The sequence below is a fragment of the Methylocystis iwaonis genome, from assembly GCF_027925385.1.
Lineage (GTDB): Bacteria > Pseudomonadota > Alphaproteobacteria > Rhizobiales > Beijerinckiaceae > Methylocystis > Methylocystis iwaonis.
Genome location: NZ_AP027142.1, coordinates 2,156,660 through 2,179,594, shown reverse-complemented (window position 1 = coordinate 2,179,594; position 22,935 = coordinate 2,156,660). Strand labels below are relative to the sequence as shown.

Here is a 22,935-nt window from a genome sequence, read left to right as displayed (position 1 = left end):
TTTTTAGAGATCGAAGGATCATTCTCCGCCTTGCGTCGCGCAGCCGCTGCGACATTTTTTATGAGCGGAGGGAGCGTTGCTCATACGCCCATTCAGACTGCTGATCGCGATCTTTTTTCTATTGGCCGGCGCCGTTTCGGCCGCCTGGGCGCAGCCTTTTCAAACCAGCGCCCCGCAAGCGATCCTCATAGACGCGGACACCAACACCGTCCTGTTCGAGAAGGGCGCTGACGACTATGTGACGCCCGCCTCGACGGTCAAAATCCTCACCGCCGAGATGATTTTCCATGAGCTGACCGAAGGGCGCCTGAGGCTCGGCGACGAAATGCAGGTCTCCGAATACGCCTGGCGCAACGGCGGCGCGCCGGCCGGCGGCTCGGCCATGTTTTTGAAGGTCAATAGCCGCGCGAGCGTCGAGAATCTGCTCCGTGGGCTCGTCGTCGACTCGGGCAATGACGCCGCGCTCGTGCTGGCGGAAGGCGTCGCGGGCAATGAGGAAGCTTTCGTCATGCGCATGAACAAGCGCGCGGCGGAGCTGGGCCTCGTGAAATCCCGTTTCGGCAATCCCTGGGGCAAGGCGAGCGACGATCAGAAAGTCACCGCCCGCGAGATGGCCAAGCTCGCCCTGTATGTCATCAAGACCTACCCGGATTATTACAAATATTTCGGCGAGAAGGAGTTCACCTGGAACAACATCCGCCAGCAGAACCGCAACCCGCTGCTGACGATGAGCATCGGCGCCGACGGACTGAAGACGGGCAATATCGAGAAGAACGACTTCGGCCTGGTTGGATCGGCCGTCGAGGACGGCCGCCGCCTCATCGTCGCCGTCTATGGCGCCAAGACCGCCAAGGAGCGCGCCGAGGAAGCGCGCAAGCTTCTCCAATGGGGCTTCCGCAACTTCGAGGCGAAGGATCTGTTCAAGGCCGGCGAGGCGGTCGGTTCGGCTCAGGTCTATGGCGGCACGAAGGGGTCGATCGAGCTGGTGTCGAAGACCGACGTGAAAGTGCTGCTGCCGCGCAGCTCCAGCGAAAAGCTTTCGGGCAAAATCGTCTATGAGGGGCCGGTGATCGCGCCTGTCGAAGCCGGGCAAAGGATCGGCAAGCTGGAAATCAAGCGCGGCGCGACCGTGATTCTGGAGCAGCCGCTCGAGGCGGCGGAGGCGATCAACCAAGGATCGCTGCCCGGCCGCGCATTCGACGCGGTTTACGAGTATGCTGCGGGCAAAATTCACGAGAAGCTGTCGGCCAGGAAATGACGGGCGCCGAAAAAGGCCGGTTCATTACATTCGAAGGCGGGGAGGGCGTCGGCAAATCGACGCAGCTCACGCGCCTCGCCGAGCATTTGCGCGGCTGCGGGATCGAAACCGTGACCACGCGCGAACCCGGCGGCACGCCCAAGGCCGAGACCCTGCGACAAATATTGCTCTCGGGACGCGCCGCGCCCTTGGGGACGCTCGCCGAGGCCGCGCTGTTCGCCGCCGCGCGCATCGACCATGTCGATCGGCTGATTGCGCCCGCGCTGTCGCGGGGGGCCTGGGTGCTGTGCGATCGTTTCGCCGATTCGACCCGCGCCTATCAGGGCGCGCGCGGCGGCGTGGAGCGGCAGGTTTTGTCTTTGTTGGAAAAGGCGGCGGTGGGAGAGCTGAAACCCGACCTTACCGTCATCCTCGATCTGGCGCCGGAGGAAGGCCTCGCCCGTGCGGCGGTCAGGCGCGAGGCCGCAGGCCTGCGCGTCGACCGCTTCGAGGCGGAGGACGACGGGTTTCACGAGGGATTGCGCCGCGCTTTCCTGGACATCGCTGCCGACGAGCCCGAGCGCTGCTGCGTCGTCAACGCCGCTTTGCCGGCCGACGAGGTGGCGCGCGCCATACGCCAGCTCGTCGACGCCCGCTTCCTCGAAGCGCAGGCCCACGCCGCTCAATGAGCAAGGAGCCGGCGGGGACGCTCGAAAGCGATCGTTTCGACGACGCGCCGCATCCGCGCGAAACGCTGGCGTTTTTCGGCCATGCGCGCGCCGAGCAGGAGCTGCTCGACGCCTATCTGAGCAACCGTCTCGCGCAAGCCTGGATCATCGGCGGCCCGGAGGGCGTCGGAAAGGCGACGCTCGCCTGGCGCTTTGCGCGCTTCCTGCTCGCCCACCCGGACCCGGCGGCCGCTGAGGCGCAGGGCGCGCGTAGCCTCGACGTGCCGGCCGATCACCCGGCCGCGCGGCGCGTGGCGACCATGGCGCTCGCCGACATCTTCCTGCTGCGCCGCGAGTGGAACGAAAAGACCAAGAAACATTTCACCGAGATCCGCGTCGACGACGTCCGCGACATCACGCGATCCTTCCATCAGGGCTCGGGCACGGGCGGCTGGCGCGTCGCCATCATCGACTGCGCCGATGATCTGAACCGCAGCGCCGCCAACGCGCTTCTGAAGCTCATCGAGGAGCCGCCGGAGCGCTCGCTGTTTTTGCTCGTCGCGCATCAGCCGGGCCGCATTTTGCCGACGATCCGCTCGCGCTGCCGCAAGCTGATGCTCTCCGCGCTGACGCAGGAGGAAACCGTCGCGGCGGTGGAAGCGCTGGGCGCGCCCTGGAGCGATGCGCCTAAGGCCGACATCGCGGCCGCCGCCGCCCGAGCGGAAGGGTCGGTGCGCGAGACGCTACGGCTTCTGGGCGGCGACGCCATGGTTTTCGACACGAGCGTCGCGCGGCTGCTGCAACGCCTGCCGCAGGTCGATTGGCTCGGCGTGCATTTTCTCGCCGACAAGCTCACCGGCCGGGACAATGAAGCCGCCTACGAGACCTTCATGCGCGCTTTGGAGCGCCATCTCGATTCCCGCGTGCGGGCGCTCTCTCAAAACGGCGCGCCAGCCGCGCGGCTGATCGGCTACGCCCGCGCCTGGGACGAGATAAGAGACCTCGCCCGCGAGACGGAGGTGTTCAATTTCGACAAGCGGGCGATGGTGCTGGGGATTTTCGAGCGGCTGGCGGCGGCGGAGGGGGTGAGGTGACGCTGCGGCGCCGGATCAGGACCGCGCGCCTTCAGGCGCGCAAATTCAAGCGAGCCTGAAGGCTCGCGGTCCGGGCGCGACGGGCCTCATTGTCGCTCTCGCGTCGAGCCTGGCTCCCCGGCCTCCTCCAGCAGGCGTAACACAACCGCCGGGTCGCGCGGAAAGCCCGCGCTTATCCATTTTGCCTGGAGAGCCTTCAGCGTTGCGCCGAGCTCGCGCCCCGGAGGGACGCCGCGGGCGATGAGGTCGGCGCCCGCGATGGGAAAGACGGGGGCGGGAGTCTCGTCGAGATATTTCGCCGCCTCTAGCCAATCTCCATCGTCGGGCTCGGCGCGGCTCTCGGTGAAAGCCAGCGCCAGCGCATCGCCCGCCGCCCGGCCGCCGGCCAGAAAGAGCATCTCGCGCAGATGCGAGACGGGCGGCGGCCGGTCGATCCCATGCAAGGCTGACAGCGTCCGTGCCGCCGCGACGAGGCGGGCGTGTTCGTCATTCGAGAGCCGCAGCCGCGCGCGCAGGCGGTCGGCGTCTTCGACCGTCAGCACGGAAAAGGCGGCGAGGCGCAGCACCGCGTCGGGCTTCTTGCCGCGCGCCGCTTCGAAGGCGGCGAGCCGAGCGAGCCGCGCCGGATAGCCCATCCCCAGCAGCACCTCGATGATCCCGGCGTGGGACATGGCGCCCATGACCTCGGGCGCGCGCCGCGCCGGCAGAAGCTTGATGATCTCCGCGCGGATGCGCTCGCGCGAGAGGCGCGCGAGATTTTCACGGGCGATGATGGACTCGTGCAGCCCGGCCCGGTCGAAGCCGCCTTCGCCATGCGAGGCGTTGAAGCGGAAGAAACGCAAGACGCGCAGATAATCCTCGCGGATGCGCGTCGCCGCGTCGCCGATGAAGCGGATGCGCTTGGCGGCGATGTCTGCAAGCCCGCCCGTATAATCGTGAAGCTTGCCGTCCGGCGTGAGCGACAGCGCGTTCATCGTGAAGTCGCGGCGGCGCGCGTCCTGCTCGAAATCGCCCCCGAAGCGCACGATGGCGTAGCGGCCGTCGGTCTCGACGTCCTCGCGCAACGTCGTCACCTCGAAAGGCGTTCCGGCGACGACGATCGTCACCGTGCCATGCTCGATGCCGGTCGGCACGCCTTTCAATCCGGCGTCGCGCGCCGCTTTGAGCACCGCTTCGGGCAAAGCCGTCGTGGCGAGGTCGACCTCATGGGGTTGGAGCCCAAAGAGCGCGTCACGCACGGCGCCGCCGACGACGCGCGTCTCGGCCCCGGTTTTGGCGAGCGCGGCGAAGAGCGTCGCGAGGCGCGGATCGTCGAGAAGTCGCGCGACCCCTTTCATTGGAACTGGCCCGGAACGAGCCTGCCGTTTTCTACATGGGCCGGGACATAGGCGCCCTGCTGACGCCCGGTGAGGCCCAGGGTCAGCATCCCGGCGATGGCCGTTATGAGCCCGGCGATCGTCAGCAGCGATAATACGCGCCCGTGCCAAAGCTCGGCGACGAAGGGCCAGCGCCTTTGCAGGAGATGAAAGCCCACATAAGCCACAAAGGGCGTCAAAAAGAGCAGGGCGGTCTGAAGCGCGATGCGCCACATGGGCGAGGGGCCTTTATCGAAAACTGCGGATGTGTCTTAGCATTTTGGTCGCGCTGTCCGTCATTGCGAGCGAAGCGATCCAGCGCGGCGGGTTGCGGCTCCTGGATTGCATCGTCGCTGCGCGCCTCGCAATGACGATATGGCGGGTGAAGGCGGGTCTTCCGGTTCAGTGCTTATCTAGCGGCGGCAGATCGAGGTGTAGCTCCACGCGTCGGAGGCGCGCTTCGAGTTCGCTGATGATGACGCCGTGGCCGACGACGGAAGAGTGATAGTCCACAACGGCGCGGCGGAGGCCGACGATCTGGTCGCTCAGGTCTTTTCGGACGGCGCCGATTTTGGCGTCCAGCATATGGAGATCGGAGGCGACGTCCGCCCGGAGCGAGTGCATCTCCGAGCGCATATCCGCCATCTCGCCGCGCATTTCGCGCAGGAGCTGCAAAACCAGGTTTTCGGGTTCGTCGGCCAATGCTCACTCCGCGCCGCGTGGCTGGCTGCCGTCGCTTTCCTCTTTTAGCGCACCCTCGCGGGCGCGTGAAGGCGGCGGCCGCGCTGCTCGAGCGCCGCTATTTCTACGGCGGCCTGCTTCGCCACAATTCGCGCGCGTTTGACGGCGAGACTGTTCAGCGTCCAAAATCGCGGAAGAGGGACGCCTCCCGCGAAGATTGTTGCGCCCTGGACTGATGCATTCGCGGGCGCCGATCCCTATCTTCTTGGCAAACGTGGCAGATGGACCCCCTCGCGCCCATGAACTCAATCAATGTTGCGCCGCTCGAAACCGCCGTCGCCGAATCGGCTGAGCGGGCGCTGGATCATATCGGGCGCGCCCGCGCCGCCATCGGCGCCGTCATCTTCGGACAGGACGAGGTGGTGGAGCAGGCGCTCGTCACCATTCTTGCCGGCGGCCATGGCCTGCTCGTCGGCGTGCCGGGACTCGCAAAGACGAAGCTCGTCGAGACGCTCGGCAAGGTGCTGGGCCTCGCCGAGCAGCGCGTGCAGTTCACGCCGGACCTTCTGCCCGCCGACATCATCGGCTCCGAAGTGCTGGAGGAGGGCGCCGACCGCACCCGTTCCTTCCGCTTCATCAAGGGCCCGATCTTCGCGCAGCTTCTCATGGCGGACGAGATCAACCGCGCCTCGCCCCGCACGCAATCCGCCCTGCTGCAGGCGATGCAGGAGCATCATGTCAGCGTCGCCGGCAAGCGCTACGACCTGCCGCGTCCCTTCCATGTGCTCGCGACCCAGAACCCGCTGGAGCAGGAGGGCACCTATCCGCTGCCCGAGGCCCAGCTCGACCGCTTCCTGCTGCAGATCGACGTGCATTATCCCGACCGCGCCAGCGAGCGCCGGGTTTTGCTCGAGACGACAGGCGACAAATCGGCCGAGGCTGTCCAGGCGCTCGACGCCGAGGAGCTGATGGCGACGCAGCGCCTCGTGCGGCGTCTGCCGGTCGGCGACAAGGTGGTGGACGCCATTCTCGATCTGGTGCGCGCCGCGCGCCCGGGCGAGGGCCATCCGGAGATCGCGCCGCATGTGGCCTGGGGTCCGGGTCCGCGCGCCGCGCAGGCGCTCATGCTCGCAACCCGCGCCCGCGCGCTCGCAACGGGGCGCCTCGCGCCGTCGCTCGACGACGTCGCGGCCCTGGCGGCGCCGGTGCTGCGTCACCGCATGGCGCTGAATTTCGCGGCGCGCCGCGAGACGACTGTCGCGGAGCTGATCGACAAGCTCGTGTCGCGGATCGGCTGATGGCGGTGCGTTTACCCCCTCCCCAACCCTCCCCCGCTTCGCGGGAGAGGGGGCCGATTGTGACCTTCATCGAGAATGCTGATCGTGAGCGTCCCCTCTCCCGCATTAGCCCGTCGAGAGACGGGCGTCTTGCAGACGCCCTATGGCGGGGGAGGGTCAGGGAGGGGGCGCTTCAGCACCCGCTATGATCCGGCCAATCACCACCACAGCCTACGACCCCGCCGCCCGCACGCAGATCGACGGCGCCGTCGCGGCCGACCTCGCCGCGCGCCTGCCGCGCCTCGTCAATCGCGCTCATGAGATCGCGGCCAGCGTCGCCTATGGCGTCCATGGCCGCAAGCGCGCCGGGCAGGGCGAGACCTTCTGGCAATATCGCCCCTTCGCCCATGGCGAGGCGGCGCATCGCATCGACTGGCGCCGCTCGGCGCGCGGCGATCAGCTCTATGTGCGCGAGCGCGAGTGGGAGGCGGCGCACGACTATTTCCTCTGGATGGACTGCTCGCCCTCCATGGCGTTCGTCTCCTCGCTCGCCCAGGACGACAAGCTTTCGCGCGGCGTCACGCTCGGTCTGGCGCTAGCGGATGTGCTGGTGAAGGGCGGCGAGCGCGTCGCCGCTTTGGGGCTCACGGCGCCTATCTCCGCCCGCGACGTGATCGACCGCCTGTTGCGCGCGCTCTACGACGGCGCCGCCGATATTTCGCGCGACGAGCTACCCCCTGAAGCAGCCTTGCGCCCACGCGCGCGCGTCGTGCTCATCTCGGATTTTCTCTGCGACCTCGGCGCGCTTTTCGCGCGGCTGCGGGGCTTCGCGGGCGCTGGCGCCTCGGGCGCCTTGCTGATGATCACCGACCCGAGCGAAGAGAGCTTTCCTTTCACGGGCGAGACCATGTTCCTCGATACGGACGGCGGCCCGGCCTTTCATGCGGGCGACGCGCGCAGCCTGCGGGCGGCCTACGCCAAGCGTTTCGACGCGCATCGTGAGGCGGTGCGCGAAGCGGCGCGCGCCAGCGGCTTTCTCTTTCTGCAGCATCACACCGACCGGCCGGCCGCCGAGGCGGCGCTCGCGCTCGCCATGGGTCTGCACGGCGTGGAGGAGACGCTGTAATGGGCGGCCTCTCCTTCGCCGCGCCGCTGGCGCTGATCGGCCTTGCGAGCCTGCCGCTGATCTATTGGCTGCTGCGCGTGACGCCGCCGCGCCCGCGCGAGATCGTTTTTCCGCCAACCAAGATTTTGCGCGAGCTGCGGCGCGATGAAGAGACGCCGTCGAAGACGCCGTTATGGCTCCTGCTCATGCGCCTCGGACTCGCGGCGGCGCTGATCCTCGCCATGGCGGGGCCGGTCTGGAGTCCGTCCGGGACCGTCGCGGCCATCTCAACGCCGACCCTCGTCGCGCTCGACGACAGCTGGGCTGCAGCCCCTTCCTGGGAGAAGCGTGTCGCCGCCGGAGCGGCCATCATCGAGAGCGCCGCGCGCGGCGGCGCGCCGGTCGCCGTCATGACGCTTTCCGAGACCGCCGCGCCGAGCCTGTCCGAGGCGGGGCGCGCATTGGAGAAGCTGCGTTCCGAGCGGCCGAAGCCCTATTTTTCCAACCGCGCCGCTGCGGCCGACGCGCTGGCGGCTTTCGCCAAGGCAAATCCTAAGGCGCGGATCGTCTGGATCAGCGACGGTCTTGCCCAAGGCGAGGCGGGCGCTTTCGCCAAAGCGCTGAAGGCCGCCTCCGACGCGGGCGCCCGAGTCGAGGTTCTCACCGACGATCATGCGCCGCTGGCGCTCGCCGCGCCGACGAATGACGCCGCGACGCTCGGCGTCGACGCCTTGCGCGCCGACGCCTCCGGGCCCGCCGCCGCGACGGTCGTGGCCTATGACTCGCGAGGCCAGATCATCGGCCGCGCCGGCGTCGATTTCGGCGGGTCGCTGCGGGCGAAGGCGACGCTCGATTTGCCGGTTGAGCTGCGCAACGACGTGAGCCTATTGCGTATCGAGGGCGAAAATTCCGCCGGCGCCGTTGCGCTGCTCGACGCGCGCTCGAAAGTGCGCCGCGTCGCGGTTGCCGGCGGCGCCGGGCTCGACGAGGCGCAGCCTCTGCTCTCGCCGCTCTATTATCTGGAGAAGGCGCTCGCGCCTTTCGCGCAGACCCGCGAAGCCCGGCCTGGGGTGACCGATCCCATCCAGGCGCTGCTCGCGGAGCGGCCCAATGTTTTGGCGCTCGCCGATGTCGGCCTTGCGCCCGGCGAAACATATGAGGCCTTGAGCCGCTTCGTCGAGGAGGGCGGCACGCTCATCCGCTTCGCCGGCCCGCGCCTCGCCAACGCCGCAGACGATCTTCTGCCCGTGCGCCTGCGCCGCAACGGCCGCGTTCTCGGCGGCGCGCTGTCCTGGGAGACGCCCAAGGCGCTCGCCGACTTCGACGCGACGAGCCCCTTTTTCGGTCTCCCGGCTTCCAAGGATGTGAGCGTCCAGCGTCAGGTGCTGGCGGAGCCCGATCCCGGCCTTGCGCAAAAGAGCTGGGCGCGGCTCTCGGACGGCACGCCGCTGGTCACCGCTGAACGGCGCGGCAAGGGGCTGATCGTGCTCTTCCATGTCAACGCCGATACGAGCTGGTCGAACCTGCCGATCTCCGGGCTCTTCGTGGATATGCTCAAGCGCATCTGCGCCATGTCCGGCGAGTCCGCGCCCTTGCCGGGCGACGAGACGACGGCGACCGCGAGCGACCAGCGGCTTCTGGCGCCGATGAAGGCGCTCGACGGTTTCGGGGCGCTTGGCGCGCCGGGGCCGAACGCTCAGGCGATCACGGCCGATTTCACAGGGGCTGCGAGCGCGGAGCATCCGCCGGGCCTTTACGGGGCAGGCGACGCTTCCGTGGCCTTGCAGACGCTGCGGGCGGAGGATGACATCTCTCGCTTCGACTTCGCGGCGGCGGGTCTCGCGACGAGCGTCCTTGCCTCCGGCGCGCCCGTCGATTTTCGCGGTCCGCTGCTCGCCGCCGCGCTGCTCGCCTTCATTGCCGACGCCGTCATCGTTCTGGTGCTCTCCGGCAAGTTGCGCGTGAGGCCGTTGACGGCGGCGGCCGGCGCTCTTGTCATTCTTCTGGCCCCCCTGCATGCGCGAGACGCGCGCGCCGAGAACGGCGCGAAACCGGTCGTCTCGCAGCGCGACAAGGAGGCGGCGCTGACGACGCGGCTCGCCTATGTCGTTTCGGGCGATGCGAAGATCGACGAGGTGTCGCGTTCCGGTCTCGAAGCCCTTTCGAGAACGCTCGCCACGCGCACCTCCTTCTCGCCCGGCGATCCGATCGGCGTCGATCCGGCGAAGGACGAACTGGCCTTCTATCCCATGCTCTATTGGCCGGTCGTGGCGAGCGCGGCGCAGCCATCGGCCAAGACCACCGCGCGGGTCGCCAATTATATGCGGCAGGGCGGCACCGTCGTCTTCGATACGCGCGACGCGCTCGCTCAGCGTCCCGGCGACGCGCCGACGCCCGAGACGCAATGGCTGCGAGACTTCACCAAGGGGCTCGATATTCCTGAGCTGGAAGTGGTCCCGAGCGATCACGTCATCACCAAGACCTTTTATCTGCTCGACGGCTTCGTCGGACGCTACGCCAGCGGCCAGACATGGGTCGAGGCGCTGCCGCCCGATCCGAAAGAGGGCGCCGCGCGGCCGGTGCGCGCCACCGACAGCGTCTCGGCGATCGTCATCACCTCGAACGATCTCGCCAGCGCCTGGGCGCAGGACAAGCGCGGCCAGCCGCTCTTCCCGCTGACGCCCGGCGGTGCGCGGCAAAGGGAGCTGGCGCTGCGGGGCGGGGTCAATCTCGTAATGTATACGCTGACGGGGAATTACAAATCCGACCAGGTGCATGTGAGGGATCTGCTGGAGAGGATAGGGCAGTGACGCGCGCTCTAGCCCCCTCCCTGTCCCTCCCCAGCTTTGTGGGAGAGGGGACGCTCACGACCAGCATTCACACCCCTTCGATGCAGGCGACCATCTGCTCCCTCTCCCGCGAAGCGGGGGAGGGTTGGGGAGGGGGCGCATGAGCGACCTCAATCTCACCTTCGCGCCGCTGCTCCCCTGGTCGCTTCTCGCCGCCTTCGCGCTTCTCGGCGCCGCCGCGCTCACCCTCGGCGCCATGGCGGGCCAGCGCGGCACAGCCCTGCGGGCGCTCGCGCTCGCTCTCGTCCTCGCCGCGCTGACCGACCCCTCTCTCGTCACCGAAAAGCGCGATCCGCAGAAGACCGTCGTCGCCGTCGTCATCGACAAGAGCGAGAGCCAGAATTTCGGCGCCCGCGCCGCGCAGACAGAGGAGGCTCGCAAGGCGCTCGACGCGGCGCTCGCGAAATTCGGCGATGTCGAAACGCGCTTCGTCACCGTCACCAATGACGCGAGCGGCAATGACGGCACCAAGCTTTTCGGCGCGCTGGAGCAGGCGCTCAAGGACGTGCCCCCGGAGCGCGTCGGCGGCGCCTTGCTCGTCACCGACGGCGTTGTGCACGACATCCCCGCCAAGGCCGAGGCGCTCGGTTTCCGCGCGCCGATCCATGCGCTGATCACCGGCAAAGAGAAAGAGCGCGACCGCCGCATTGAGCTTGTCGAGGCGCCGCGCTTCGGCATCGTCGGCAAGGAGCAGACGATCCGCGCCCGCGTGGTCGACACCGGCGGCGATAATGCGCGCGCGCCCATCACCGTGCGTCGCGACGGCGAGAGCCTGCCGACCTACAGCCCCGTGCCGGGGGACATCGTCAATATCCCGGTGAAGATCGCGCATGGCGGGGCCAATATCGTCGAGCTGGAAGTTGCGCCCGCGCCGGGCGAGCTGACGCTCGCCGACAATAAGGCGGTCGTCTCCATCGAAGGCGTGCGCGACCGGGTCAAAGTGCTGCTTGTCTCCGGCGAGCCGCATCCGGGCGAACGTAGCTGGCGCAATCTTTTGCGCGCCGACGCCAATGTCGAGCTTGTCCATTTCACTATTCTGCGCCCGCCGGAAAAACTCGACGTCACGCCATCGAGCGAGCTATCGCTGATCGCCTTTCCGACGGCCGATCTCTTCGGGCGCAAGATCAACGAATTCGATCTCATCATCTTCGATCGCTATTCGAGCCAGACGCTGCTGCCCTCGGTCTATTTCGAGAATATCGCGCATTACGTCGAAAATGGCGGGGCGTTTCTCGCGGCGGTGGGGCCGGATTACGCCACGCTGCGCGGCCTTTATTATTCGCCGATCTCGACCATCCTGCCGGCGCGGCCGGACGGCTCCTTATTCGAAGAAGCGTTCAAGGCGCATATCAGCAAGGATGGCGAGAAACACCCGGTGACGCGCGGCCTGCCCGGCGGCAAGAGCGATCCGCCGCAATGGGGCGAATGGTTCCGGCAGATCGACGCCGATGTGCTGAAGGGAACGCCCATTCTCTCCGGCGCGCGCGACAAGCCGCTACTGGTGCTCTCGCATGAGGGCAAGGGCCGCGTGGCCTTGCTGCTCAGCGACCAGATCTGGCTCTGGGCGCGCGGCTATGAAGGCGGCGGCCCCAACGCCGACCTCATGCGCCGCCTTGCCCATTGGCTGATGAAGGAGCCCGACCTCGAAGAAGAGGCGCTGCGCGCCGAGGCCCGCGGCCGCGAGGTTACGGTCGAGCGCCAGACGCTGAAGGACGCCGCCGCGCCCGTGACCGCGACGGGGCCCTCGGGCGCGCAGGAGGTGGTCACGCTGAAGCAAAGCGAGCCCGGCCTGTGGCGCGCGCGCTTCGACGCCAGGGAAATGGGCCTGTGGCGCTTCGAGAGCGACGGTCTGACCGCGCTCGTGAATGTCGGGCCGGCGAACCCGCGCGAGTTCCGCGAGGTGGCCTCGACGACGGAGAAGCTCGCGCCTTTGGCCGAGGCGACGGGCGGCACGGTGCGGCGTCTGAGCAAGAATTCGGACGATGTGACCATGCCGCGTCTCGTGGAGATGCGCGACGCGAGCCGCTATGGCGGGTCGGATTGGATTGGCGTCCGGCAGACGGGGGCATCGACGCTCGTTGGGGTAGAGGTGGCGCCGCTGGGGCTCGGGCTTTGGGCGATGCTGGGGTTGCTGGGGGTGGTCGTGGCGGCTTGGGCGTGGGAAGGCAAACGGGGCTGATTTCTCCATTGGCGCCGTCAATGGGCGATGAGGCAAGGCGCCAAAGTGGGCGCCTGCTCAAACCAACATCCCTAAATGCCGTATTGATCGAGAGTCGCGCCGGGCTCACATTTCGAGCGGGCTGAAGTTCGTTCCGCCGAAGAGGAGGATCAAACATGAAGCGCAGGCATATCCTTGGTCTCTTGATTGGCGCGTCTCTGGCAATCGGCTTCGAGCCAGTCGCGGAAGCAATGCCGGCGGCCACGCCCGGAATCGCCGCGGCCGGCGTCTCCAATGCTCCTGTTGTGCAGGTGGTGACGCGCGCGGGCGTCGTGCATCGGTCGACGCGCCGCACGGCTCGGCGCGTGGAGCGCCGTCACACCTACTAAGCGAAGGGCTCCTCGTCGAGCTTCGCCAACAAATGGGCGCGGTTCTGGCGGTTTGGGGGCGGGGCTTCTTAGCGGAAGCTTTCGACCTCCACATTCGTCTCCACTCGCGCCCCGCGACGCTCCAGCGTCAATCTTTTCCGCTCTCCCGGCGCGCCATGAAGCGCGGAGAGAACATTCTCCTTGCTCGCGCCGCGCGCCGCAACGCCGTCGACCGTCAGCAACTCGTCGCCGATCTCGACGCCCAGCGGCGCCTGCGGTCGAGACGCCGGTTGCGCCACGCCGCCAATGATGTAGCGCGCGCCGTTGCGCACCAGCGTTATCGCGGGTTGATCCAGCTCGGCCGCGTCGGGCGCCTTTTGCCGGCGCCAGTAGCTCATGCGGTTCGGATAATCGATCGTCAGCTCGAAATCGCGTAGCGCATTGGCGCCGAGCCAGCCGATGACGGGCGCGGGCGCCGCCTTGCGCCAATTGTCCCAGAAGAGATCGCCGAACGCGCTCTCCACAAAGCCGCCTAAGACCGGCGCCGTGCCGAGAAACCCTAATCCGCTCAACTCCACGCTATCGCCCAGCCGCACGCTCGGGATGCGCAGCACGTCGCCCTCTTTCTCGAAGGCAAAGTCGACCATATTGGCGTTCGCCGCGCCGACGGCGCCATGGGCGCGCAGCCAGTCGGGATGGCGGGCGAGCAGATTGCGCGCGATGTCGCCGCGCATCCAACTGTAGCCGCCGCCGGCGTCGATCACGAGCGCGCGCGTCTCGCCGTCGATTTGGGCCTCGACGGCGGCGAGCCCCGTTTCCGCATTGAGCTGGATCGGAACGGGAGGGCCTTCCGGCCCCTTGGCGCCCGGCGCGTCCAGCGCAAAGAGGCGCCGGCCGTAGTCGATGCGCAGGACATAATCCGTGAACATCCGCGCCGGCAGCATCGCCTCGACCCGCCGCGGCGCGAAGAGATGGTCGAAAGTCGGAACGCCGACGCCGCCGTCGCCATCCTTGACCTGATCCGCGCGCGCGTCGAAGGCGCGCTCGCCAATCCGGAGGCGTAAGGGCGCGCCACGATCGAGACCAAGCTCACGATAAAGGTCAGAGGTTAGAACGGGCGCCGCCATGCCCATGTTGAACCAGGCGAGGGCTTTGCGCTCTTGGCCGTCCGGCGTTGTGAAGGCGACGTCGAGCAGAATGCGGCCCGCATCGAGGATGAAGGCGACGCCTTCTCGCGGCGCCGGAGGTTTCTTGGCTGGCGCGGCGGCGGCTGACAGGGCGATCGATAGAGCCGCGACGAGCGACGTAACGATGATGCGCATGCAATGCCTCTTTGAAAATAAAGGGGGAGGGCGCTACCTGGTCTTCTGCTGAAAATTTAATTTCTTTGAACGATAATTTTGGCGCTTGGACAAGCCGCTTGCCCGTCTACAAATTGAAGTCGTCTCCATCAATGCTAGACTAGGCCTCATGCCCAGACAGCCCGCCGCCTCCTTTGTCCCCGATCCTCAGGCCCTCGTCGGCACGTGCCGGCGCTTTGGGCCTTTCGGTCCCCCCTATGAAATCATCGGGATAGGCGCGGAGGAGCCTCGTGGCGACCGCTGGATGAAAATCCGCGTGCTGGAGACCGGTGAAGTCGCTGATTACAAATTCAGCGACATTTTGGACGATCCAAAGGAGCGTTGATGTTCGCCATCGCCTTCGATCTGGTGGTGGCCGAGACGCAAACTCACCATCCCAAAGGAGTGGCGAAGGCCTATTCCGAACCTCTGGGCGGCTGAAATCCCGACAGGAGATCGAAGTGATTCCCGCCGTCATTGCGAGGAGCGAAGCGACGAAGCAATCCAGAGCCACATCGCGGCTCTGGATTGCTTCGCTTCGCTCGCAATGACGGCATTTTGCGCCTCTACCTGAAATAACATCTCCGCCGCCTCGTTTCAGCCTCGGCGACAAATCACGTAATCTCCTCCCATTCCTACGCAGGAGATTCGCCCTTGCCCCTCTATCGCGCCATCGGCCTCATGTCCGGCACCTCCATGGACGGCGTCGACGTCGCGCTGATCGAGACGGATGGCGACGCGAGCGTCTCCTTCGGGCCGACGGGTTTTTACGCCTATACGGACGCCGACCGCGCCTTGCTGCGCAATGCGCTGGCCGAGGCCGCGACCATGGACGACCGCGACGCGCGGCCGGGCGTGCTCGCCTTCGCCGAGCGCATGGTGACCGACCGCCACGCCGAGGCGGTCGAGACCTTCCTGCGCGACAACGCCATTGACGCGGCCAGCGTGAACATCGTCGGCTTCCACGGCCAGACCGTGCTGCATCGGCCCAAGCAAAAGCTCACGATCCAGATCGGCGACGGGCAGGCGCTCGCCGATCGGCTGGGCATAGATGTGGCGTACGACTTCCGCGCCGCCGACATTGCCGCCGGCGGCGAGGGCGCGCCGATCGTGCCGGTGTTCCATCGCGCGCTGGTGATGGCGGGCGGCATGAAGGGCGAGGTGGCGCTGCTCAATATCGGCGGGGTGGCCAATGTCACCTATGTCGCCGACGGCGAGCACCCCATCGCCTGCGACACGGGCCCCGGCAATGCGCTCATCGACGATCTCATGCTTCAGCGCACCGGCGCGCCGATCGACCGCCATGGCCATATGGCCGCGCGCGGGCGCGTGAACGAGGCCGCGCTCTTGCGCATGCTCGCCCATCCCTTCTTCGACCAGCCGCCGCCAAAGTCGCTCGACCGCAACGCCTTCGCGCTGGAGCCCATCGTAAAACTCTCGACGGAAGACGCCGCCGCGACTCTTACCGCCTTCACGGCGGCCTCGGTGCTGCGGCTCTTTCCGCATCTGCCCAATCAGCCGCAATTGCTCATCGTCTGCGGCGGCGGCGCGCGCAATCCCATTCTGGTGCGCGAATTGGTGATGCGTCTGCCGTGCAAGGTGACGACCGCCGACGCGGTCGGCTGGTCGGCCGACTCCATGGAGGCGCAGGGCTTCGGCTATCTCGCCGCGCGCCTTTTGGAAGGGCTGCCGATTACCTTTCCGACGACGACCGGCGTCCCACAGGCGCTGCGCGGCGGGCGCCTGGCGCGCGCCGGCGGGCGTTGATGCACGCGCCGGACATGGCGGATTAGACTCTTCTCGCAGAGGAGCTGGACTGCTGACAAAGTGGGGTGACGCCCCTCGTGCTTCGAGACGCCTGCTACGCAGGCCCCTCAGCATGAGGGGCTTCTACATCAGCGCCAGACACTTAGGCCTCATCCTGAGGAGCGAGCGAAGCTCGCGTCTCGAAGGACGAGGCCGCCTCGGAGGTTTGTCAATAAACTGACTCTTCTCATAGAGGATCATGCTTTTTTCACCATTTTCCGTATAAGAATGTGCGTAGTTTTGCGCGCGAGGAATACGCGGATGAGCACGCCAGCCAACGCGCCGCCGGCAAAGGCCGAATGGTTCGCGAGCAGACGCAGCGTCATTCTCGGGGGCGTGGGCGCCATCGGGCTCGGCGTCGGCGCCGCCGTGGTCGAGCATGTCTGGAAGCGCAAGGACTTGAGCGCGCGCTTCTTCAATCCCTTTTCGATCGGCAAGTTCGATCTGCCGCCCGTGCCAGGCCTTGTCGATGCGGCGGGTCATCCGGTCCCCGGCTTTTCGAGCGCCGACCTCGCGGGAAAGCGCTCGCTCCTCGTCATCTGGGCCTCCTGGTGCCCGACCTGCCGCGAGGAGCATAAGCATCTTGTCGCTTTGGCGAAGCGCAAACTCGCGCCCATCTACGGCGCGGACGTCAAGGACCCGCCAGCGCGGGCGAAATATTTTCTGGCGAAAAACGGCAACCCCTTCGTCGCCGTCGGCGCGGATGAGCGCACCTATCTTCAACGCGCGCTCGCCGCGAAGGGCGTGCCGGCGACCTTTATCGTCGGTCCGGGGCCCGTGGTCGAATGGTCGACTTACGAGGGGCTCGATCCCGAGATCATCGAAAAGGAAATCGTGCCGCGGCTGACGGCGAAGGCGCTTTAGCGCAAACGCGTCATTGCGAGGAGCGAAGCGACGAAGCAATCCAGGGCAGCTACGGCAGCCCTGGATTGCTTCGCTCCGCTCGCAATGACGGAAGTTAGTCGCCCCGCGCGGGGATCAGAATGCGCGGCGGATTGTTGAGGCGCCGGTCGAGATAGGCGTCCACATGCGCGATCAGCGGCTCGACCTTGTTCTCGAAGAAGTGGTTGGCGCCTTCGACCACGGCATGCTCGATGAGGATGCCCTTCTGCGTCTTGAGCTTCTCGATCAGCCCGGTGACTTCTTTCAGCGGCGCGACGCGGTCCTGGTCGCCGTGAATGAAAAGGCCCGAGGACGGGCAGGGGGCCAGGAACGAGAAGTCGAACCGATTTGCCGGCGGCGCGACGGAGATAAAGCCTTCGATCTCCGGCCGGCGCATGAGCAACTGCATGCCGATCCAGGAGCCGAAGGAGACGCCGGCGATCCAGCAGGCGCGCGCCTCGGGGTTTACCGCCTGCGCCCAATCGAGCGCAGCCGCCGCGTCCGAGAGTTCGCCCGAGCCATGGTCGAAGGCGCCCTGCGAGCGTCCGACGCCGCGGAAGTTGAAGCGCAGCACCGAGAAGCCGCGCTCGGCGAAGGCGTAATAGAGGTGGTAGACGATCTGATTATTCATCGTCCCGCCGAATTGCGGGTGCGGATGCAGGATGATGGCGATCGGCGCGCCGCGCGTGGCGGACTGATGGAAGCGGCCTTCGAGCCTGCCGGCGGGACCGGCGAAGATGACTTCGGGCATTTGAATTCCCTGTGGAAACTGGCTGGGGCGTTCTTAACACGCTTGACCGAGTGAAAAGCAAGGGAATTCGGCGCCTCGTGGCGTCTTCGCCTTGATTTCAACGCAGATCGGGAGAAGGGCTCGCGGCGCCGTGGGCGAGCGCTTAAATCTTTGTGCATGAACTGCAACCTCTTGCGCGCCCGCGCGCCCCTCTTCTTTGCCGTTGCGTCGTTGCTGCTTTGGTTCGCGGCGGGGAACTTTGCGCCCGCGCTGGAGAGCTTCCGCCTCGCCGCGAGCAAGGACGATCCTGTCGCGCTCGCCGAGGCGCGGCTCGATCAGATGTTCACATCCACGCGGTTCGCTGCCGGCCTCGACGCAGCGCTCGCCGCTCGGGATGAAGAATTAGCGGAGAGCTTCATCGAGCTCGGGGCCAGGCGCGGATTTGCTGCGTCCCCGGAACAGCACGCGCGCCTTTCCGCGCTTCACACGCGGGCGCGAGAGAAGGCAGTCGAGGATTTTTCGGAAGGCTTCCTTCAAGGCGCGCGCGAAAATGGCGCCGGTTTCGCGGGGGCGCTGGTCGGCGACCTCACAGGCTACGGCGATCTGCGCGATCTTTGGAACGAAGCGAAAAAGCTGGACCGGAACGAGGAGCCGGACGCGCTTGTCGTCGGCCTCGCTGCAACGGGCCTGGCGCTTTCCGCCGCCACCTGGTCGAGCGTTGGCGCCTTGCTCCCGGCGCGCTATGGCCTGACCATGGTGAAAGGCGCGCAAAGGGCCGGGCGCCTTTCCGCGCCTCTGGCCAAGGCGCTGACCGCCGCCGCGGCGAAGGCCGTTGGCCGCGAGGCGCTTGCCGCAGGCGTCTCCGCCGGAGCGAAGCTCGATCTCGCCCTGGCGCGCGCCGCAGCCGCCAAAGTCGTCCGGCCTGGCGCGCTCGCCGGTTTCCGCGCGCTCGACAAAGACGCCGCGACCCTCTTTCGCCGCGCTGGGGCTGGCGGGGTGAAGGACGCGCTCGCCATCGCCGAAGACGCCGCAGAATTCGGCAAGGCGGCGAAGCTCGCGCAAGTAGAGGGCTCCGCGACGCGGGCGATTTTGGCGACGCTTGGTCGCGGGGCGCTGATCTTCGGCGGCCTCGCCGTGACTGCCGCAAACGCGGTCATGGGGTTGGCGGCTTCCCTGCTGGGGCTGGGGGTTCTAGCGCAGCGGTTCGGGTTCTGGCTCGGGCGGCGCCGACTGCTTTGGAATTAACTGCGGTCTGACGGTCGTCTCGACCCGCAAGCGATGGAGAGTGGCGAGATTGCGCGCCCGGCCTCTCCCGTCCGCGGCCGAGAGAGCGTAAATCAGCGTCATGTCCAAAAACCGCATCTATCTCGACCACAACGCCACCTCGCCCCTGCGCCCGGCCGCGCGGGCGGCGATGCTGGCGGCGATGGAGGCGCCGGGGAACGCTTCCTCGGTCCATGCCGAGGGGCGCGCAGCGAAGGCGGTGCTGGAGCAGGCGCGGGCGGCGATCGCCAAGGGGCTCGGAACAGCCCCCCGCAATGTCGCCTTCACGAGCGGCGCGACCGAGGCCGCCAATCTCGTCCTCACGCCCATGTTGCAGCGCGGAAGCGAAACGGTGCCGATCGAGGTTCTGCTCGTCGGCGCCGGGGAGCATCCAGCGGTTTTGATGGGCCATCGCTTTCCTGCTCAGGCCGTCGAGCGGATCGCGTTGACGCCGGCGGGGGCGCTGTCGCTCGCCGCTCTGGAGGCGGCGCTGGCGCGCTCTCGCGGCAAGCGCGTCCTCGTCGCGCTTCAAGCGGTAAACAACGAAACGGGCGTGATTCAGCCCGTTTACGAGGCCGCCGAACGGGTCCATGCGGCGGGCGGCCTCCTCATTTGCGACGCAACCCAGGCGATTGGCAGAATAGAGACAACCTTCAAAAGCACCGGCGCAGATTTTTTGTTCTTTTCCTCACATAAGCTCGGCGGTCCATTGGGGGCGGGGGCGCTTGCGGCGGCGCAAGATGGCCTCCACATATCGGATGCGCTGGTGAAGGGCGGCGGGCAGGAGTTCGGCCGCCGGGCCGGAACCGAGAATGTCCCTGCAATCGCCGGTTTCTCGGCGGCTTTCACGGCCGCGCTCCAAGGGGTCCCGAGCGAAAACACGCGTCTTGGCGCCCTGCGCGACGCGCTGGAGAGCCGAATCGCGGGGATTGTGACCGATGTTCGCTTTTTCGGCAGAGGCGCGCATCGCGTCGGCAGCGTCAGCGCCTTCGCGATACCGGGCATTCCTGCGCATACGCTGTTGATGGCGCTGGACCTTGCGGGCGTCGCGGTCTCCAGCGGCTCTGCCTGCTCTTCGGGCAAGGTCCGCGAGTCCCACGTCCTCGCGGCGATGGGGGCGCCCGAAAAAGAGGCGCTGCGCGCCAGCCTGGGTTGGTCTACGCGGCAAGAGGATGTAGAACAGTTTGGAATGGTTCTTGCGGAGGTCGTGGACCGTATCAGGTCGCGGCGTTCCGGCGCCTGAAAAAGGCTGGAACCGCATCGGCCGGCGGACCTTGAACCCGTCGTGGCGAGGAGAGAGAGAAGATGGCGGCTCGTCAGGAGACCGTTGCGCGCGTCGAGGAAATCGACGTCGACGCCTACAAGTATGGCTTTACGACGGAGATCGAGTCCGAGAAGGCCCCCAAGGGCCTGAGCGAAGACATCGTTCGCTTCATCTCCGCCAAGAAGAACGAACCCGAGTGGCTCACCGAATGGCGGCTGGAGGCGTATCGCCGCTGGCTGACCATGGAAGAGCCCAACTGGGCGCGGGTCCATTATCCGCCGATCGACTATCAAGACCTCTACTACTACGCCGCGCCGAAGTCGACGCCCGGGCCCAAGACGCTCGACGAGGTCGATCCGGAGCTGCTGCGCACCTATGAGAAGCTCGGCATTCCGCTCAAGGAGCAGGAAATCCTCGCGGGCGTCGAGACGCGCAAGGTCGCTGTGGACGCGGTCTTCGACTCGGTGTCGGTCGCGACGACCTTCAAAGAGGAGCTCGGCAAGGCGGGCGTGATCTTCTGCCCGATCTCCGAGGCCGTGAAGACGCATCCCGAGCTGGTGCGCAAATATCTCGGCTCGGTCGTGCCGGTGACCGATAATTTCTACGCGACGCTGAACAGCGCTGTCTTCTCCGACGGCTCCTTCGTCTATGTGCCGAAGGGCGTGCGCTGTCCGATGGAGCTGTCCACCTACTTCCGCATCAATGAGCAGAAGACGGGGCAGTTCGAGCGCACGCTGATCATCGCCGACGCGGGCTCTTATGTCAGCTATCTCGAAGGCTGCACGGCGCCCAAGCGCGACGAGAACCAGTTGCACGCGGCCGTTGTCGAGCTGGTGGCGCTCGACGACGCCGAGATCAAATATTCGACGGTGCAGAACTGGTACCCCGGCGACAGCGAGGGCAGGGGCGGCATTTACAACTTCGTCACCAAGCGCGGCGACTGCCGCGGCCGCAACTCGCATATTAGCTGGACGCAGGTGGAGACGGGCTCGGCCATCACCTGGAAATATCCGTCCTGCATCCTGCGCGGCGACGATAGCCAGGGCGAGTTCTATTCGATCGCGGTGTCGAACGGCCATCAGCAGGTCGACAGCGGCACCAAGATGATCCACTTGGGCCGCAACACCAAGAGCCGCATCGTCTCCAAGGGCATTTCGGCCGGCAAGTCGCAGAACACCTATCGCGGGCAGGTGTCTGCGCATCGCAAGGCGGAAGGCGCGCGCAACTTCACCCAATGCGACAGCCTGCTGGTCGGCCACGACTGCGGCGCGCATACGGTTCCCTATATCGAGTCGAAGAACCCGAGCGCGCAGTTTGAGCATGAAGCGACGACCTCGAAAATCTCTGAGGATCAGCTCTTCTACGCTCAGCAGCGCGGACTGTCGGCGGAAGAGGCGACGGCGCTGATCGTGAACGGCTTCGTGCGCGACGTGCTGCAGCAGCTTCCGATGGAATTCGCGGTCGAGGCGCAGAAGCTGATCTCGATCTCGCTGGAAGGGAGCGTGGGATGAGCGGACGTGTCGTTCATCTCTCTCTCCCAGATGATCTGGCGGCCGAGATATCGGCCGCGGTTGGGCGCGGCGAATATGCGAGCGAGACTGACGCGGTTCTTGGCGCGGTCGAGGAATGGCGCGCTCAGAGACAGGCTGATGCGATCGGCGTCGAGGAACTGCGGCGTCTCATCCAGGAAGGCGTCGAGAGCGGTCCCGGTCGTTTCGAAACTTTCGAAGACATCCGCGCGGAGGCGCGACGTCGTTTCCATGGCGCGTAAGCGCAAATGCAACTTCGCCGCTCCGCGCGAGCCGAACAGGATTTGATCGAGATATGGAACTTCATCGCCAAGGACAACGAGGCGGCTGCGGACCGGATCTTCGATCTGCTGGTCGCGAAATCAGAACTCGTCACGCGCAACCCCGCGATCGGACGCCTGCGACAGGACCTTGGGGACGGCGTTCGCAGCACATTGGCGGGCTCATGGGCCGTCTTCTACCGCGTGCATTCGGAGCACGTCGAAATTCTTCGCTACCTGCATACGCGTCGCCGCATGCCGGAAATCCTGTAGCGCGCCTGCGCCCCTCCCCCTATTGGCAAGGACTCGCATAATGCTCGAAATCAAAAACCTCCACGTTTCGGTCGGCGACCGGAAAATTCTCAAGGGCCTCAACCTCACCGTGAAGGACGGCGAGGTCGCCGCCATCATGGGACCGAATGGCACCGGCAAATCGACCCTTTCCTATGTGATCTCCGGCCGCGAGGGCTATGAGATCACGGAAGGCGAAGTGCTGCTCGACGGCGAGAACGTCCTCGATCTCGAGCCGCATGAGCGCGCCGCCAAGGGCATCTTCCTCGCTTTCCAATATCCGGTCGAAATTCCCGGCGTCGCCACCATGACCTTCCTCAAGGCGGCGATGAACGCCCAGCGCCGCCTGCGCGGCGAGCCCGAGCTGGAGACGCCGGAATTCATGAAGGCTGTGAAGGAAGCGTCCGCCAAGCTCGGCGTCAGCCAGGAGATGCTGCGCCGGCCGCTGAACTCCGGCTTTTCCGGCGGCGAGAAGAAGCGCATGGATATTCTGCAGATGGCGCTGCTTCAGCCGAAATTCGGCATTCTCGACGAGACCGACTCGGGCCTCGACATCGACGCGCTGCGCGTCGTCTCGGAAGGCGTCAATTCGCTGCGCTCGCCGCAGCGCTCCTTCCTGGTCATCACCCACTATCAACGCCTCCTCGATTACATCAAGCCGGATACGGTGCATGTGATGGCCAAGGGCGTTATCCAGCGCTCGGGCGGGCCGGAGCTGGCGCTCGAGCTCGAAGACCGCGGCTATCAGGAATATCTGGCTGAAGAGGCGGCGTAAGCC

At 66.5% G+C, this 22,935-nt stretch carries 22 protein-coding genes; 17 read left to right on the top strand and 5 right to left on the bottom strand.

From position 1 onward, the window contains the following. The first annotated feature begins 82 nt into the window (after nt 1–82). The 3 genes from QMG84_RS10530 to QMG84_RS10520 are packed head-to-tail and all read left to right on the top strand — an operon-like array spanning nt 83 to nt 2,999. The gene (locus QMG84_RS10530) at nt 83–1,258 is read left to right on the top strand and encodes a D-alanyl-D-alanine carboxypeptidase family protein (protein WP_281931979.1); all 1,176 of its coding nucleotides are present in this window, start codon (nt 83–85) and stop codon (nt 1,256–1,258) included. Beyond that, the gene (gene tmk / locus QMG84_RS10525; protein ID WP_281927753.1) at nt 1,255–1,926 is read left to right on the top strand and encodes a dTMP kinase; all 672 of its coding nucleotides are present in this window, start codon (nt 1,255–1,257) and stop codon (nt 1,924–1,926) included. Before QMG84_RS10530 ends, tmk begins: the two co-directional genes overlap by 4 nt. After that, complete coding sequence (locus QMG84_RS10520) at nt 1,923–2,999, top strand: DNA polymerase III subunit delta' (protein WP_281927751.1); 1,077 nt, start codon at nt 1,923–1,925, stop codon at nt 2,997–2,999. Before tmk ends, QMG84_RS10520 begins: the two co-directional genes overlap by 4 nt. A gap of 86 nt (nt 3,000–3,085) precedes the next feature. Here the strand turns inward: QMG84_RS10520 and QMG84_RS10515 are convergent, their stop codons facing one another. The 3 genes from QMG84_RS10515 to QMG84_RS10505 form a co-directional block, all read right to left on the bottom strand. After that, a complete protein-coding gene (locus QMG84_RS10515) occupies nt 3,086–4,336 on the bottom strand; it encodes a CCA tRNA nucleotidyltransferase (RefSeq protein WP_281927750.1) in 1,251 nt (416 codons plus the stop codon). Next, entirely contained in the window at nt 4,333–4,590 is a 258-nt protein-coding gene (locus QMG84_RS10510) for a DUF6111 family protein (RefSeq protein ID WP_202071821.1), read from the bottom strand. The genes QMG84_RS10515 and QMG84_RS10510 overlap by 4 nt, the downstream gene beginning before the upstream one ends. Before the next feature lie 166 nt (nt 4,591–4,756). Next, the gene (locus QMG84_RS10505; RefSeq protein ID WP_281927749.1) at nt 4,757–5,056 is read right to left on the bottom strand and encodes a hypothetical protein; all 300 of its coding nucleotides are present in this window, start codon (nt 5,054–5,056) and stop codon (nt 4,757–4,759) included. 278 nt (nt 5,057–5,334) lie between these two features. Here QMG84_RS10505 and QMG84_RS10500 point away from each other — a divergent pair, with 278 nt between their 5' ends. The 5 genes from QMG84_RS10500 (at nt 5,335) to QMG84_RS10480 (ending at nt 12,813) form a co-directional block, all read left to right on the top strand. After that, nucleotides 5,335–6,333: an AAA family ATPase gene (locus QMG84_RS10500; RefSeq protein WP_202071819.1), complete on the top strand. Its 999-nt coding sequence runs from the start codon at nt 5,335–5,337 to the stop codon at nt 6,331–6,333. Nucleotides 6,334–6,517: 184 nt separating this feature from the next. Beyond that, entirely contained in the window at nt 6,518–7,438 is a 921-nt protein-coding gene (locus QMG84_RS10495; RefSeq protein WP_281927746.1) for a DUF58 domain-containing protein, read from the top strand. Next, a complete protein-coding gene (locus tag QMG84_RS10490) occupies nt 7,438–10,227 on the top strand; it encodes a DUF4159 domain-containing protein (RefSeq protein ID WP_281927744.1) in 2,790 nt (929 codons plus the stop codon). Before QMG84_RS10495 ends, QMG84_RS10490 begins: the two co-directional genes overlap by 1 nt. 139 nt (nt 10,228–10,366) lie before the next feature. Continuing rightward, nucleotides 10,367–12,445 carry a hypothetical protein gene (locus QMG84_RS10485; protein WP_281927742.1) on the top strand — a complete coding sequence of 693 codons (2,079 nt, stop codon included), beginning with the start codon at nt 10,367–10,369 and terminating at the stop codon, nt 12,443–12,445. 155 nt (nt 12,446–12,600) lie between these two features. Then, the gene (locus QMG84_RS10480) at nt 12,601–12,813 is read left to right on the top strand and encodes a hypothetical protein (protein WP_281927741.1); all 213 of its coding nucleotides are present in this window, start codon (nt 12,601–12,603) and stop codon (nt 12,811–12,813) included. 68 nt (nt 12,814–12,881) lie between these two features. On the opposite strand, the gene QMG84_RS10475 is transcribed toward QMG84_RS10480, so the two are convergent. Beyond that, the gene (locus tag QMG84_RS10475; protein ID WP_281927739.1) at nt 12,882–14,114 is read right to left on the bottom strand and encodes a peptide-binding protein; all 1,233 of its coding nucleotides are present in this window, start codon (nt 14,112–14,114) and stop codon (nt 12,882–12,884) included. 85 nt (nt 14,115–14,199) lie between these two features. On the opposite strand from QMG84_RS10475, the gene QMG84_RS10470 reads away from it, so the two are divergent. The 3 genes from QMG84_RS10470 to QMG84_RS10460 all read left to right on the top strand — a co-directional run bounded on the left by QMG84_RS10470 (nt 14,200) and on the right by QMG84_RS10460 (nt 16,802). Further along, the gene (locus QMG84_RS10470; protein ID WP_281927738.1) at nt 14,200–14,478 is read left to right on the top strand and encodes a DUF5397 family protein; all 279 of its coding nucleotides are present in this window, start codon (nt 14,200–14,202) and stop codon (nt 14,476–14,478) included. Between the two features lie 335 nt (nt 14,479–14,813). Next, nucleotides 14,814–15,899, top strand: a complete 1,086-nt coding sequence (locus QMG84_RS10465; protein WP_281931978.1) for an anhydro-N-acetylmuramic acid kinase — start codon at nt 14,814–14,816, stop codon at nt 15,897–15,899. Between the two features lie 300 nt (nt 15,900–16,199). Then, nucleotides 16,200–16,802, top strand: coding sequence for a redoxin family protein (locus QMG84_RS10460; protein ID WP_281927736.1), 603 nt, complete (start codon nt 16,200–16,202; stop codon nt 16,800–16,802). A 94-nt stretch (nt 16,803–16,896) separates the two neighbouring features. Here QMG84_RS10460 and QMG84_RS10455 read toward each other — a convergent pair whose 3' ends face one another. Then, nucleotides 16,897–17,571, bottom strand: coding sequence for an alpha/beta hydrolase (locus QMG84_RS10455; protein ID WP_202071811.1), 675 nt, complete (start codon nt 17,569–17,571; stop codon nt 16,897–16,899). Nucleotides 17,572–17,727: 156 nt separating this feature from the next. On the opposite strand from QMG84_RS10455, the gene QMG84_RS10450 reads away from it, so the two are divergent. From QMG84_RS10450 to sufC, 6 genes are all read left to right on the top strand, one after another. Then, complete coding sequence (locus tag QMG84_RS10450; protein WP_281927734.1) at nt 17,728–18,795, top strand: hypothetical protein; 1,068 nt, start codon at nt 17,728–17,730, stop codon at nt 18,793–18,795. Between the two features lie 100 nt (nt 18,796–18,895). Next, nucleotides 18,896–20,056, top strand: a complete 1,161-nt coding sequence (locus QMG84_RS10445; protein ID WP_281927732.1) for a cysteine desulfurase family protein — start codon at nt 18,896–18,898, stop codon at nt 20,054–20,056. Between the two features lie 62 nt (nt 20,057–20,118). After that, nucleotides 20,119–21,588, top strand: a complete 1,470-nt coding sequence (sufB, locus tag QMG84_RS10440) for a Fe-S cluster assembly protein SufB (RefSeq protein WP_202071808.1) — start codon at nt 20,119–20,121, stop codon at nt 21,586–21,588. Then, nucleotides 21,585–21,848, top strand: coding sequence for a ribbon-helix-helix domain-containing protein (locus tag QMG84_RS10435; RefSeq protein ID WP_281927729.1), 264 nt, complete (start codon nt 21,585–21,587; stop codon nt 21,846–21,848). The genes sufB and QMG84_RS10435 overlap by 4 nt, the downstream gene beginning before the upstream one ends. Nucleotides 21,849–21,854: 6 nt before the next feature. Then, on the top strand, nt 21,855–22,139 hold the full coding sequence (locus QMG84_RS10430) for a type II toxin-antitoxin system RelE/ParE family toxin (RefSeq protein ID WP_281927727.1): 285 nt from the start codon (nt 21,855–21,857) through the stop codon (nt 22,137–22,139). A gap of 40 nt (nt 22,140–22,179) precedes the next feature. Continuing rightward, nucleotides 22,180–22,932 carry a Fe-S cluster assembly ATPase SufC gene (gene sufC / locus QMG84_RS10425; protein WP_281927725.1) on the top strand — a complete coding sequence of 251 codons (753 nt, stop codon included), beginning with the start codon at nt 22,180–22,182 and terminating at the stop codon, nt 22,930–22,932. Nucleotides 22,933–22,935: the final 3 nt, after the last annotated feature.

Bases quoted from the DNA above. Each gene is read 5' to 3' on its own strand.
- tmk (WP_281927753.1), top strand. From the start codon at position 1,255: ATGACGGGCGCCGAAAAAGGCCGGTTCATTACATTCGAAGGCGGGGAG.
- QMG84_RS10520 (WP_281927751.1), top strand. From the start codon at position 1,923: ATGAGCAAGGAGCCGGCGGGGACGCTCGAAAGCGATCGTTTCGACGAC.
- QMG84_RS10515 (WP_281927750.1), bottom strand. From the start codon at position 4,336: ATGAAAGGGGTCGCGCGACTTCTCGACGATCCGCGCCTCGCGACGCTC.
- QMG84_RS10510 (WP_202071821.1), bottom strand. From the start codon at position 4,590: ATGTGGCGCATCGCGCTTCAGACCGCCCTGCTCTTTTTGACGCCCTTT.
- QMG84_RS10500 (WP_202071819.1), top strand. From the start codon at position 5,335: ATGAACTCAATCAATGTTGCGCCGCTCGAAACCGCCGTCGCCGAATCG.
- QMG84_RS10495 (WP_281927746.1), top strand. From the start codon at position 6,518: ATGATCCGGCCAATCACCACCACAGCCTACGACCCCGCCGCCCGCACG.
- QMG84_RS10490 (WP_281927744.1), top strand. From the start codon at position 7,438: ATGGGCGGCCTCTCCTTCGCCGCGCCGCTGGCGCTGATCGGCCTTGCG.
- QMG84_RS10485 (WP_281927742.1), top strand. From the start codon at position 10,367: ATGAGCGACCTCAATCTCACCTTCGCGCCGCTGCTCCCCTGGTCGCTT.
- QMG84_RS10480 (WP_281927741.1), top strand. From the start codon at position 12,601: ATGAAGCGCAGGCATATCCTTGGTCTCTTGATTGGCGCGTCTCTGGCA.
- QMG84_RS10475 (WP_281927739.1), bottom strand. From the start codon at position 14,114: ATGCGCATCATCGTTACGTCGCTCGTCGCGGCTCTATCGATCGCCCTG.
- QMG84_RS10465 (WP_281931978.1), top strand. From the start codon at position 14,814: ATGTCCGGCACCTCCATGGACGGCGTCGACGTCGCGCTGATCGAGACG.
- QMG84_RS10460 (WP_281927736.1), top strand. From the start codon at position 16,200: ATGAGCACGCCAGCCAACGCGCCGCCGGCAAAGGCCGAATGGTTCGCG.
- QMG84_RS10455 (WP_202071811.1), bottom strand. From the start codon at position 17,571: ATGCCCGAAGTCATCTTCGCCGGTCCCGCCGGCAGGCTCGAAGGCCGC.
- QMG84_RS10450 (WP_281927734.1), top strand. From the start codon at position 17,728: ATGAACTGCAACCTCTTGCGCGCCCGCGCGCCCCTCTTCTTTGCCGTT.
- QMG84_RS10445 (WP_281927732.1), top strand. From the start codon at position 18,896: ATGTCCAAAAACCGCATCTATCTCGACCACAACGCCACCTCGCCCCTG.
- sufB (WP_202071808.1), top strand. From the start codon at position 20,119: ATGGCGGCTCGTCAGGAGACCGTTGCGCGCGTCGAGGAAATCGACGTC.
- QMG84_RS10435 (WP_281927729.1), top strand. From the start codon at position 21,585: ATGAGCGGACGTGTCGTTCATCTCTCTCTCCCAGATGATCTGGCGGCC.
- QMG84_RS10430 (WP_281927727.1), top strand. From the start codon at position 21,855: ATGCAACTTCGCCGCTCCGCGCGAGCCGAACAGGATTTGATCGAGATA.
- sufC (WP_281927725.1), top strand. From the start codon at position 22,180: ATGCTCGAAATCAAAAACCTCCACGTTTCGGTCGGCGACCGGAAAATT.